8 protein-coding genes and 1 pseudogene are annotated in these 13,315 nt (G+C 50.1%); 5 read left to right on the forward strand and 4 right to left on the reverse strand.

What is annotated here, in order from left to right:
* Window positions 1-6 precede the first annotated feature (6 nt).
* Window positions 7-3,615 carry an ATP-binding protein gene (locus tag FD744_RS07615; RefSeq protein ID WP_160867890.1) on the forward strand — a complete coding sequence of 1,203 codons (3,609 nt, stop codon included), beginning with the start codon at window positions 7-9 and terminating at the stop codon, window positions 3,613-3,615.
* A gap of 13 nt (window positions 3,616-3,628) precedes the next feature.
* On the opposite strand, the gene FD744_RS07620 is transcribed toward FD744_RS07615, so the two are convergent.
* Both FD744_RS07620 and FD744_RS07625 read right to left on the reverse strand, forming a co-directional pair.
* A complete protein-coding gene (locus FD744_RS07620) occupies window positions 3,629-4,255 on the reverse strand; it encodes a response regulator (protein WP_160867891.1) in 627 nt (208 codons plus the stop codon).
* Window positions 4,256-4,518: 263 nt separating this feature from the next.
* Window positions 4,519-5,403 carry an alpha/beta hydrolase gene (locus FD744_RS07625; protein WP_160867892.1) on the reverse strand — a complete coding sequence of 295 codons (885 nt, stop codon included), beginning with the start codon at window positions 5,401-5,403 and terminating at the stop codon, window positions 4,519-4,521.
* 101 nt (window positions 5,404-5,504) lie between these two features.
* On the opposite strand from FD744_RS07625, the gene FD744_RS07630 reads away from it, so the two are divergent.
* Window positions 5,505-6,434, forward strand: coding sequence for a LysR family transcriptional regulator (locus FD744_RS07630; RefSeq protein ID WP_237449366.1), 930 nt, complete (start codon window positions 5,505-5,507; stop codon window positions 6,432-6,434).
* Window positions 6,431-6,841, forward strand: coding sequence for a hypothetical protein (locus FD744_RS07635; RefSeq protein ID WP_160867894.1), 411 nt, complete (start codon window positions 6,431-6,433; stop codon window positions 6,839-6,841). Before FD744_RS07630 ends, FD744_RS07635 begins: the two co-directional genes overlap by 4 nt.
* Before the next feature lie 119 nt (window positions 6,842-6,960).
* Here FD744_RS07635 and FD744_RS07640 read toward each other — a convergent pair whose 3' ends face one another.
* Window positions 6,961-7,821 carry a hypothetical protein gene (locus FD744_RS07640; protein WP_160867895.1) on the reverse strand — a complete coding sequence of 287 codons (861 nt, stop codon included), beginning with the start codon at window positions 7,819-7,821 and terminating at the stop codon, window positions 6,961-6,963.
* A gap of 158 nt (window positions 7,822-7,979) precedes the next feature.
* Window positions 7,980-9,064 (reverse strand): annotated as a pseudogene (locus tag FD744_RS07645) (IS3 family transposase).
* Window positions 9,065-9,456: 392 nt separating this feature from the next.
* On the opposite strand from FD744_RS07645, the gene FD744_RS07650 reads away from it, so the two are divergent.
* On the forward strand, window positions 9,457-12,048 hold the full coding sequence (locus FD744_RS07650; RefSeq protein ID WP_160867896.1) for a type I restriction-modification system subunit M: 2,592 nt from the start codon (window positions 9,457-9,459) through the stop codon (window positions 12,046-12,048).
* A 1-nt stretch (window position 12,049) separates the two neighbouring features.
* Window positions 12,050-13,309 carry a restriction endonuclease subunit S gene (locus tag FD744_RS07655; RefSeq protein ID WP_160867897.1) on the forward strand — a complete coding sequence of 420 codons (1,260 nt, stop codon included), beginning with the start codon at window positions 12,050-12,052 and terminating at the stop codon, window positions 13,307-13,309.
* Window positions 13,310-13,315: the final 6 nt, after the last annotated feature.

Below are 13,315 nucleotides of genomic sequence, written 5' to 3' on the forward strand. Positions count from 1 at the left end.
AGAGTGATGGTTAAATTACTCCTCCTGATTGGCCTGATGCTCTGCCTGATGAGCCAGCCAGTCAGGGCTGAAGATCCCCGCATCATGCAGTTGGTCAGCCGTGAACAAAATGTCCTGCTGACCTTTGATCTCCCCGACAACGACTGGCGCTGGCTGGGCGAAAAGCGCGAAGTCAGCGTTGCGATTTACGCGCCTGAAAATCCGCCGTTCGATATGGTCATCGATGCCAACACGCTGGAAGGGATCTCCGCCGACTACACCGCTTTAGTTCTGCATTACCTCGGTTTACACATCAACACGCATTATTACAGCAGCCGCAGTGCGGCGCTTGATGCCTTGCAGCAAGGCAAGGTGGATATACTGGTAGACAGCGCGGGCAGCCCGGAACCCACTGGCGCAGAGCTATTATTAAGTACCCCGTTTGCCTCTGATTACCCTGCGATGGTGTCGCGCGATAACATCATGTCTGAAATGAGTGATGATAATTCGCCGATGCAGATCGCCATGCCGCGAGGCTACCTGAGCGATGCCTGGATCGAGGCGCGCTATCCAGAAGCGAAAATCACCCGCTATCCTTCTGCCCTCAGTGCGTTGGCGTCATTAGCCTTTGGCGAAAACGACTACTTTATTGGCAATCTCAACACCGCCAACTACCTGATTGAACGCAACTACGCCTCGACGCTCTCCGTGATACGCATTTTTGAGCCCACCGATGCCGGACCGCGCTTTGTCTTTCCCATCCGCAATGCGCCACTGTATCGGGGCGTCAATGCGGTACTGAACGCCATTCCCTTGCAGCAGCATAAAGCCATCTTCCATCAATGGGTGCAAAGCATGCCGCCGATGATGGCGGCCCCCTCTCTGCAACTCACCGATCGTGAGCGGCGCTGGCTGGCTCAGCATCAGACACTGCGCGTGGTGATGAACCCGCTCGATGCGCCTTTCACGCTAAAAGATCGGCACAACAAATTTAACGGTATGACTGCAGACTTACTGCGTTTGATTCATCTGCGCACCGGTATCGACTTCACCATGATCGAAGCCTCTTCCGTCAACGCAATGTTCGACCGGCTCAGCCGCCATGAAGTTGAGCTGGTTGGCTCGCTGGCCCACAGCCCGCAGCGTGAAGCGCGCGCCCTCTTCTCCCGCCCTTACGTGCTGCCGCCGTATGTGCTGGTGAGTAAAAATACGCTGGGCGCGCCCAAATCACTCAATGACACCGATACGCTGGCGATCACACCCCAGCACGAACTCACCAGCTGGCTAACGGAAAATTTCCCCCACATCAAGTTGGTCACCGTTGAGAACGCCAGTATTGCACTACAGATGGTGAATGAGGGTCGGGTGGATAGCGCGGTGAATAACCTGATTGCCGCGCGATACATGATCGATCGCTACTTCAGCAATCGGCTGCAGATTGTCTCACGCCTCGGGGAAAATCCGGCGCGAATTGCCTTTGCCGTGGGGCGTGATAACCCGGAACTGCTGAGCATTCTGAACAAGGTGCTGGCAACCATCCCGCCGCGCGATATCTCGCTGCTGGCGATGAAATGGCAGGGCACGCCCGATGTCAAACTCGACACCTGGATGGCGTATCGTCACGAGTTTTACTGGCTGGCGGGGATCTTCGCGGTGCTGGTGATCACCTCGCTGTTCTGGAACTACCATTTGCATCGCGCGGTGCGTCAGCGCAAAGAGGCTCAGGCGCGACTGCAGGAACAAGCCACCTTCCAGAAAACCCTGTTCAACGGCACGCCGGTGCCGATCTACGTCATCGACCACAAAGGGGAAATGACCAACAAAAATCCGGCCTGGAGTCAGTTCTTCAACGATCCACACTCCAATGTCAGCCAGCTGCCACTCAGCGACAGCGCGCACCCGTTGCACGCCATCTGCCAGGCGCAAATGGCCCTGCTGGCAGAGCAAACCTCACTGGAGATGGCACCGCAGCGCGGCCAGATCGATAACGGCCACGAACTGCGTGATGTGATCCACCGCGCGGTGGCGTTTCGCGATAATCACGGCAACATCGCCGGTATGATTTGCAGCTGGCAGGACGTAACGGAACATGAACAGCTGACCCGCGATTTGCTGCAGGCCAGCGAGCGCGCCGAACAGGCTAACCGCACCAAAAGCACCTTCCTTGCCACCATGAGCCACGAAATCCGCACGCCGATCAGCGCGATTATTGGCTTACTGGAGCTGGCGGTCGCCAATCGTCTGCAACAGCCGTGCGATAAAGAATCAGTGCGCGTCGCCTATGAATCCGCGCAATCGCTGATGGGGCTGATTGGCGATATCCTCGACATGGCGAAAATCGAATCGGGCAAGCTGGAACTGTCGCCGGAATGGGTGCGCTTCGATACCCTGGCCGAACCGGTGGTGCGCGTGTTCGAAGGACTGGCGCGCCAGAAAGGATTGCTGCTGCACTATCAGATTGATGTGCTGCATCCGGACGAACTGCTGCTGGATCCAATGCGTCTGCGGCAAATCCTTTCCAACCTGATCAGCAACGCCATCAAATTCACCGAGCGCGGCACGGTGGAAGTACAGGTGCGTAGCAAACCCGGCGAAGGCGATCGCGCCACGCTGGAACTCACGGTGCAGGATACCGGCATCGGCATCAGCGAAGAGGATCAGCAGCTGATATTCAATCCTTACGAGCAATCCGCATCGGGCAAAAAACAGAGCGGCACCGGACTCGGATTAGCGATTTGCGAGCAAATGGTGGCGATGATGGCGGGCAGCCTGACGCTGCACAGCCAGCCGGGGCGCGGCACCCGCATCTGCGTGCGCATCCCGGTGGATTGCCGTGAAGCGGTGAGCGCGCCGGTGGAACCGATACGCCAGCAAGATGCCTGCGGCCTGCCGTTAACCATCCTGACGGTGGATGATCATCCCGCCAATCGCCTGCTGCTGAAACGCCAGCTCACCCGACTGGGGCACAAAGTGATCGAAGCCGAGGATGGCGAACAGGCGCTGTGGCTGTGGCAGGAAAACCAGATTGATTTGGTGATCACCGATTGCAGCATGCCGGTGATGGATGGCTTCACCCTAACGCGCGAACTGCGTAAAAAACAGCGCGAGCCGCTCACCATTATGGGACTGACCGCCAACGCACAGCCGGAAGAGCGTTCCCGCTGCCTCGAAGCGGGCATGGATGACTGCCTGTTCAAACCGTTGCGTCTGCCGCAGCTGGAAGCACTGCTGCAAAAGGTGCCGCGCCCTGCTGCTGTGCTCTATCCCGGCCATGTCGCGCTGAATCATCTGCTCGATCTTAACGCCCTGCGCGAACTGGCTCATCAGGATAACGAGATGCTGCAGCGCCTGCTCAGCGCCACCCGCGATGAAAATTTGCATGATATGCAGGTTGCCTGCGCCTGTTACGACAATCGCGACTGGCCCGCGCTGGAGCGCAGCCTGCACCGTCTGGCAGGTTCAGTGCAGATCATCGGTGCCATATCGATTGCCGATCAGTGCCGCGAATTAGAGCAAGCCTGTGGCGCCCCAGCCGATGAACGCCATCTCGGCCAGATGCTCGATGAAACGCTGGGCTGCGTGCAAGTGTTAAATCAGGCAATCGAAACCTTTCTCAAAGACGAGTTCAGCGCATGAAGTGCCGAGCGCCTCAATCCAGATTGTGCCGCTGGGCAAAATCGAGCACATCCACCAGATTCTTTAACTCCAGCTTCATCATCAGCCGGCTTTTATAGGTGCTGACAGTCTTATCGCTGATGTTCATACCTCGCGCGATATCCACCACTTTCTCGCCGCGCGCCAGCTGCCGTAAAACATCCAGCTCTTTCGGCGACAGCTCATCAATTTTGCGCTGGTCGCTGTTTTCATCATCGAGATGCGAGCCCTGACGCGCACGATTCATCGGGAAAAAACCGTACCCCTTGCTGATGGCGCGAATCGCATCTCTCAGCTCGGTTAAATCTTTGCACTTACTCATAAATCCGTTGGCACCCGCCGTGGCGCAGCGGCGAATGTAGTGCTCGCTGTCTTTGCCGGAGAGCACCAGAATGCCCATCTCGTGCCCACTCTGGCGCAAGCGCTTGATGACATCGATACCGTTGAGCACCGGGATATCGATATCAATAATCACTAAATCCGGCTGCAGTTTTTTCACAAACTTTATAGCCTGAATGCCATCGCCCACTTCTCCTACGACTACCCGATTATCTTCTTCAATCAGTATCTTGAGCGCTAATCGCGTGATTGGATGATCGTCAACAATCAGTACCTTTTCCATTTTTCACCCCGTCCCGCGCATTGACCGATAAAGTAGAGCGGCTGGGTGAATTGACGTGCGTCATTAACCGTTAGGCATCAGCTTCAAATTGACTCTTCCTTGTCTCGCCAGCCACCACTCTCCGAAAACGATCCCTTAACGGTTATATCGGTGGATGTGGGAATCGCTAAAATAAATGCGTGTGGGGTGTGATGGGACGGGAATGTGAGGAGGGATTTGTGCCCGGCCTGCGTTACGGGAATCACTAGCCGGGCATGCGAATGTTACTGATGCTGGCGAATAAAACAGGCAGCGGAATCCAGTGCGTGACGCGTGGCATCCAGGCGGATATCCCGTTGAAACACATGGTGCATGCCTTGATAAATATCCAACTGCACTTCACCGCCCTGCTCAGCTAATTGAGCCGCTAAGCGCGTGGCGTCATCCAGCAACAGTTCTTCGGTGCCAACCTGAATCATCAGCGGTGGTAACTGACGGTACTGCGCGAACAGTGGCGAGGCGCGTTGATCCTCCGCCGATGCGCCCTGCAAATAAGCCGCAGCGGCATCGCGCAGGATCGATGGCTGGAAAATCGGATCGCGTGTGCTGGGATCATTAAACGAATCGCCGCTGAAGGTCAGATCGGTCCAGGGCGAAAACAGCACCGCAGCACTGATTTTCTGCACCAACTGCGGATGTTGCAGCGCCACCAGTGACAGCGCAGCACCCGCTGAATCCCCCACCAGCGAGATGTGTTCAATGCCGCTGTCGACCAGCCCGATTAATATCTCAATCACCCTGTCCGGCGCGGCCGGGAATGGATGTTCCGGTGCCAGCGGATAGTCCAGCACAAAGGTTGAATAGCCGGTGCGCACCGCCAGCTGGCTGGCGAATCCGCGATAGGCCTGAGCGCTACCGAGCATATACACACCGCCATGGATGAACACGATAACCTGCTCGGTGCGCATCTCCTGCGGATGCAGCCACCAACCCGAATCCGCGACGTGCTCACAGTGCACGACTGCTGCCAGCGGTGTTTCCGCGGTCATCTCGTCATAATACTCGCGCATTGTGCCGCTAAAGTGCTCGCGATGCGCTTGCTGCTCGGCCAGTGATTGCTGCACCTGCAAACGGTCGTGATCGGTTAAGGAATGCTGTGTCTTGTTCATAAGTTGCTCCGGTAAAAGGGTGAGAAGCAACCTTATGCCATTCCAATTTTCGCAACTAGCTGGCTTAATGGAATACAATTTATTCCCTCCAGGACTACATGATGGATCGACTTGATGCTATCCGGCTGTTTATGCGCGTGGTCGAATGCGGCAGTTTCTCCGCCGCTGCCAAAGAAGCCGGTGTCGGACAATCTGCGGTCAGCAAACAGATCGCCGCGCTGGAGAAGCAGTTTAATCACCCGCTACTGAAACGCTCCTCACGCGGCATCGCCCTGACCGACGCGGGCCGAACCTTTTATGACGGTGCACAGCGCCTGCGCGATGAATTCGACCAGCTTGAATTAAACGTCAAATATGGCGCAGATGAACCGGCAGGCACGCTGCGTATCTCAGTGGCACCCGTGTTTGGCCGCTTCTATATCGTGCCGCGCCTGCCCGCGCTGCTGGCGCGCTATCCGGCGCTGAATGTAGAGCTGCGCATCTCCGAGCGACATGTGGATTTGATTGAAGAGAATATCGATGTCGCCATCCGCCACGGCGAACTGCAGGATTCGGCGCTGACACAACGCAAGCTGGCCGACAGCCCGCTGATTACGGTGGCGAGCCCGGATTATCTGGCGAAGTATGGCGTGCCCGCCTCACCTGCTGAACTGAGTGAGCATCAGTGCATCTCGTTCAATGCCGGACGCGGCATGCATCCGTGGCGGTTTGAGGATGAGCACGGTAAGGCGATAACGCTGATGCCTCAAGGGCGGTTTCAGAGCAATGATGGTGAGCAACAGCGTGCCGCGGCGCTGGCGGGATTGGGGATTACGCAGTTTCCGGCCTGGCTGGCGGGACCGGATTTGGCTTCCGGGGCGCTGGTGCCAGTGTTGAGGGCGTTTGCGGTGGGATCGATGCCGGTGAGTGCGGTGTTCGCAACGAAACAGACGGCGAACAGTAAGGTAAGGGTTTTTGTGGAGTATTTGCTGGGGACGTTGGATGAGGATTTGCCGTTGGTGGCTAGGGATGAATCTGGGAGGTTAGTGTGAAGCCTACTCTGGAAGAGGTGATTGAGTTTGTGCGTGAGTTTTCGGGGGATCACAAGTCTGTGATCACTGAGCATACCCGGCAGGATGCTGATCTGGGTATTACCGGAGATGATGGAGTTGAGCTGCTGGAGGACGCGGAGAAGAAGTTTGGGGTTTCGTTTGTGACCGAGGAGAGATCTTTCCAGGAGACTTTTGGGCTTGGGGATAATGAGTATCTGTTTAATTCGGAGGGGCTGGATTTGTTGGGGATTGGGAGATTGGCGAGTTGTGGCGAATTTTCGGGATGGCGACACTCCGAGAAGGCCAGATTCGCCTTACAAATTAGTCATCTAATTTTAAAAAAAATCAATACATTGATAATGTATGCTCAGTTGTATACTAAATTGTATTACTTCATAGTGTATTGAACCTACGAAACGGCAAGTAATTTGCCGGTAAGAATCTTCTACCTCCTTAAATTATCGTACTTTTCATTAATATTATTAAGACTTGTCTATAAATTGGCATTTACTACACAGTAGTAATATCAGAAACCATTATCTAACTTATACCTCCTCAATACTATATAACTAAGATCACCACACCACAGTATTGGTTTGCCTGTTGTAGCATATGTACAAGTACCAATAATTAGTGCATGACATCCATCTAATTCATCAAGGTTACTTTTAACCTTAAATTGCTCTTTAAACTCATTTGATATTTCACCATTAATGCAAACACTTAACCCAGATTTGATATTACCTGCATTTAACCAAATTTTACCATCTCTTGTTTGTCCAACATCACTAATAAACCCCCAGAATATTCTACGAGCGCCGTCCATCCATGGTGCAACATTAATGAATTCGACAAACAGCTCTCCCCCACTGTCCGGCAAATCGTTAAAATATTGATCTTTAAACCCCACCTTTTTATCGGCATAGCATAACCCTTTTGACTGCACTAACTTATAAAGTAGGTTTTTTAAAGTAAAATGCGCTGGATATTTTAAACTCCCACCATCAGCAGTTTTTTCACCCGTGTACTTTTGCCCCTGAGGTGTAGGCTCAATGTTATATGCTTCTGTTTTGACATTAATGTCATAGCTTTGCGTTAATCCTAAATCCAGTACTATGCCGTTATCGGCATCTGATGCAGGTAATCCTCTATTTTCATTCCCCTCTCCTACAGTTTCGTAGGATGTCCCCAGTGAGCAGTTTTCTTGATGATGGGCACAAAAATGCGGTGAGTCATTTCCGTAACTTGATCGTCTGAACCATGCATCCCCCTTACATTCAGTGCAAAGCAAACTCCGTCTCTTGAATTGGATCTCAGCAATAGGCAATGCGTAAAATGCATTTGCAATCCATTCTTTTTCATCAATAGTACAGAAAGCTTTATCCACTATACTCCCTCGCGTATGCTAAATATCAATCCTAACATTACTTGTTTAGAACAATTAGTAAAAAGGTACGATTTCGTTCAAGCTATTGGGAAAAGGTACTGCATGATGCATCCAGGCCACGAATATAGTCCTCTAGCCATAATCAGAAAAAACCGACTTCATGCTAGGTGTATATTCTTGCAACCGGCAGATTCTGATGGGTTCACCCAGTCCAGCGCAGAATAGGGCGACTCTGGTTATAGTGTACGCGCCAGTCCTCGATTTTGCACCGGCCATCCTTCAGCGACATAAAACAGTTTTCGTTAAGACATTCCTGCCGCTGAACGACTCTACTGTGGCATTATCCGTAGGCGTCCCTGGCCGGGAGAAGTCAATCCGGATATGACGTTCGTACAACCATTTATCTAGCATATTTTCGGCAAACTCAGAACAATTATCAGTTTTCAGAAGCTTAGGTAGTGGTCGACTCAGCGCTATGCTGTCCAGCATCTCGGCCACATCCGCAAATCGAAAGTTCTGACCCACACAGCTCCCCAGACACTCACGCGTGTAAAGGTCATTGACCGTCAGTAGACAGAGCCGGCGGCCGTCAAACAGCGCGTCAGAGATAAAATCCATGCCCCAGACGTGGTTTGGCCAGAGACCCTGAGGCTGTAGCTGGCGTTTCAGTGCGGACTTATTACCGCGCGGGCGTTTAAGCCGGTGCGACAGTCCCTGCTCACGGTAGAGCCGGTAAATGCGCTGATGATTATCGCGCCAACCCTCCCGTTTCAAGAGGACATGCACCCTGCGGTAACCATAGTGAACACGGGTTTCGGTGATTTCCTTCATGCGCAGGTGCAGCGCACTGTCGTTTGCCGCAACGGAGCGGTAGCGGTACGTACTTCGGCTGATCTGCTGCGCAAAACAGACCTGTCTTTCACTGGCACCGAAGCGGGTCTGAAAGTCCATGGCTCACTCTCGCAGACGTGCCAGCGTGAGCTTTTTTTGCCAGCACGTCCTGGAGCATGGCCTTGTCGAGGCTCAGGTCGGCAACCAGCTATTTAGGCTAAGATTTTCTTCCTCGAGTTGCCGCATGTGCCTGAGTTCTGGAGGAGAAATTCCGCCGTACTTTTTTCGCTCGGTGCAAAATGAGGCGTTGGGAGATGTCAAGTTTTCGACAGACTTCGGGCGCGGACGTACCCAGCTCAGCCTGCTTCAGGGTAAAGACAATCTTCTCTTCGGTGAATCGTGACTTATTCATCGGCACAACTTCAGCTCAGGGGAATCATTATCATACCTAAATTCTGTTTCTGAATGGCGCAGGATTTCGGGTCAGGGTCACCCGATACAGAAGCACTTTGCTCTTTCAGAGACCTTAAAATTATGGGTTGTTGCATACCAGTTAACGGCGAAGCGCGGGGAACGGATGATGTGGATGAGTGATGTGTTAATTACATAATAACTAAGTCATTTCAAGTAATCAGTCCAAAACATCGAAGCTGGTGCAGATGAAGATGGCCGCCTTTGCAGGAAAACTAGTCACTGGCACATACTGGTAGAGCCTTGCCGCTAGCAAGGAGCTCTTATCAAACGTACAATCAAACCCCCTAAAATAGCCTTTTTCAAAAAGATTTGCTTTTAACAGGACTTATAGTGAATAAACAGCAACTTGCGGCAAAAATCTGGGAATCAGCTAACCAGATGCGTTCTAAAATTGAAGCCAACGAATACAAAGATTACATACTCGGCTTTATCTTTTACAAGTACCTAAGCGACCAGTTGGTGCAGTTTGTCACCAGACAGGGTATGACTCCTGAAGACATCAAAGGACTCAATGAAGGAGACGCCGACACAGTTAAATACGTGCAAAGCAACCTAGGCTACTTTATTGCCTACGATAATCTGTTTTCTACATGGGTTGATCCGAAATCCGAATTTGGTGAGTCTAACGTTCGAGATGCGCTCTCGGCTTTTAGCCGTTTGATTTCGCCAACTTACAAAAAACTGTTTGAAGGCATTTTTACCACCTTAGAAACAGGTTTAAGCAAACTGGGTGAAAGCGCTGGTAAACGCACCAAAGCTATCAGCGACTTACTGCACTTGATCAAAAGCATCCCGATGAATAGTAATCAAGGGTATGACGTACTGGGCTACATTTACGAATATCTGATTGAAAAATTTGCCGCCAATGCTGGAAAAAAAGCAGGTGAGTTTTACACGCCTCATGAAGTTTCGGTACTCATGTCAAATATCATCGCTCATGAGTTAAAACACAAAGATACCATCAAAATTTACGACCCTACTTCCGGCTCTGGTTCGTTGCTGATTAATATCGGTGAGGCGGTAGAGAAATATGCTAAAAATAAAGACAGCATCACCTATTTTGCTCAAGAGTTAAAGGCCAACACCTACAATCTAACCCGCATGAACCTCATCATGCGCGGTATTAAAGCCAGCAACATTAAAACCCGTAATGGTGACACTCTGGAAGACGATTGGCCATACTTTGATGACAGCGATCCTAAAGGCTCATACTACGCCTTACATGTCGATGCAGTGGTGTCCAACCCACCTTACTCACAAAACTGGGACCCAAGCTCTAAAGGCAGCGATCCCCGCTATTCACGATTTGGACTGGCACCCAAAGCCAAAGCCGATTTTGCTTTTTTACTGCACGATCTTTACCACCTAAAACCTGATGGCATTATGGCTATCGTACTGCCTCATGGCGTCTTGTTCCGTGGCGGTGAAGAAGGTCAAATTCGCAAGCAACTTATTGAACAGAACCATATCGATACGGTTATCGGAATACCTGAAAACATCTTTTTTGGTACTGACATTCCCACGGTAATTTTAATACTCAAGCAAAAACGCCAAAACACCGATGTGTTAGTGGTCGATGCCTCCAAGCACTTTATGAAAGAAGGCAAAAACAACAAACTTCAAGCCAGTGACATCAAACGTATTACTGATGCAGTGATTAACCGAGAAAGTATCGACAAATTCTCGCAATTGGTGTGTAAACAAACCTTAGTCGACAACGGTTACGTCCTTAGTATACCTCGCTATGTGGATTCATCGGCGATGGCACAATGCTGGGATTTGCACGCCACACTGCTCGGTGGCATCCCCAACAGCGAAATCGCCGAGTTACACAGCTATTGGCAGGCTTTCCCGCATTTACACGATATCCTATTTAAGCCAACATCCGCCGCCTACAGTGAGCTGGCTATTGCAAGGCAAAACGTCAACACCAAGATTAGCGGGCATCCGCAAGTGTCAGCATTTATCAGCGCCTATAACCAGGCTTTCTGTGGATTTGATGACCAGCTAAACACCTGGCTAATAAAAAACTGGGAAAGCGTAAAGCGTAATCAACAAGAGACGGTGTTAAGCGCTCATCTATTTACTCGCCTGGCCCAGATTGCCCTAATCGACAAATACCAGGCTTACCAGTTTCTGAACAACCAGTGGCAAATCATCAGCGCCGATTTAGAAATGATGCAAACCGAAGGCTATGCCGCCACTAGACAGGTTGATCCTAATATAGTCATCAAAAAGAAAGACGGCAAAGACATCGAAGTACAGGACGGGTGGAAAGGCCATATATTGCCCTTTAATTTAGTGCAACTAATTTACTTAAATGATGATTTACAAGCCCTGGCAACTCAAGAAACCCGCCTGTCAGAAATCGCCAGTGCGCTTGAAGAAATTCTAGAATCCCTGACCGAAGAAGAAAAAGAACAAAGAACAGTCAAAGATAGCAAAGATGGCTTTGCCAATGCCGAAGTAGGCAAAGCCGCCAAAGCCTTCCTGAAAGAACAAAAAGACAGTAAAGTTAAATTTTCAGAAGAAAGCTTTGAAGCCAAAATTATTCGTGCAAACGATTTAATTGATGAAGAAAAAATTATGAAGAAAGCGGCCAAAGATGCCGCCGCTGCCCTGCACTCAAAAACAAAAAAAACCATCGAAGAGTTAACCGATGAACAAGTGAACAACCTGTTGCACCTTAAATGGATCGCGCCATTAATTAACGAACTCACCGCAATGCCAAACGCCGTGATTAGCCAGCTCACCCGCCAGGTGCAATCCTTGGCTGATAAATACGCCACGACCTATTCGCAGGTGGCCCATGAGATAAAAATGACCGAGCAACATCTGGCAGTGATGATGGGCGAACTTAAAGGTAATGAGTTTGATATGCAGGGACTGGCAGAACTCACCGGCTTACTGAAGGGCGAATAAGATGAGTGTGGATTACAAAGTACCAGAGATTCGTTTTAAAGAGTTTAGTGGGGAGTGGGAGAAATATCCGCTGGGCACATTTATAAGTTCATTGGATGCAGGTGTAAGCGTAAATTCTGGTGATAGACCTGCTAACGAAAAAGAATTTGGAATTCTCAAAACAAGTTGTGTAACCAACGGACATTTTGAACCGAACGAAAATAAGGTCGTATTCAAAACAGAAGAAATAAAACGTTTAAAAGAACCAGTATTAAAAAATACAATCATCATTAGCAGAATGAATACTCCTGCGCTAGTGGGAGCCAATGCTTATGTCAGCAGTGGCTACGCTAACTATTTCTTGCCTGACAGACTTTGGGCTGCAAAACCAACGTCTAAAGGTGATTTGAAGTTCATCGCCTACATGTTGGGCTCAGATAAAGGACGGCTAGCTCTATCGGATTTGGCGACAGGAACCTCTGGCTCAATGAAGAATATCTCAAAGCCAGCAGTCCTTCGATTAGAGTTGCATTCTCCGGAAGAAAAAGAACAGACGCAAATAGGCAACTATTTCCAAAAGCTAGACGCGCTAATAAATCAACACCACCAAAAGCATGACAAGCTCAGCAACATAAAAAAAGCCATGCTGGAAAAAATGTTTCCGAAACAGGGTAAAACCATCCCAGAAATTCGCTTTAGCGAATATAGTAGAGGGTGGACTGAGGTGAAGCTAAGTATGATAGCTGACAAGATCACTGAAAAAAACACTTCAGTATTTTTTTCAGAAACTTTTACTAACTCAGCCGAGTTTGGAATAATCAGTCAGCGCGACTATTTTGATAAAGACATCTCAAACTTCAATAACATAAATGGATACTTTGTAGTTCAGCCTGAGGACTTTGTCTACAATCCCAGAATCTCAACGCTCGCCCCTTGCGGCCCTATCAAGAGAAATACACTGGGTAGAGTTGGCGTAATGTCTCCACTTTATACTGTCTTTAGAACAAAAGACGTTAATACCATTTTCATTGAGTATTTTTTCCAGACTAAGCTCTGGCACACTTTCATGTTTCTTAATGGTGATACTGGGGCTAGGGCCGATAGATTTTCGATTAAGGACTCAGTGTTTTTCGAATTACCATTACTACTACCTACGCTCAACGAACAAGTTGTCATCGGAAAATATTTCCAAAATCTCGACATACTGATTAGCCAACACCAACAACAAATTACCAAGCTCAATAACATCAAGCAGGCTTGCTTGAGAAAAATGTTTGTATAAGGAGTG

This window comes from Pantoea sp. Taur, from assembly GCF_009830025.1.
Taxonomy (GTDB): Bacteria; Pseudomonadota; Gammaproteobacteria; order Enterobacterales; family Enterobacteriaceae; genus Pantoea; species Pantoea communis.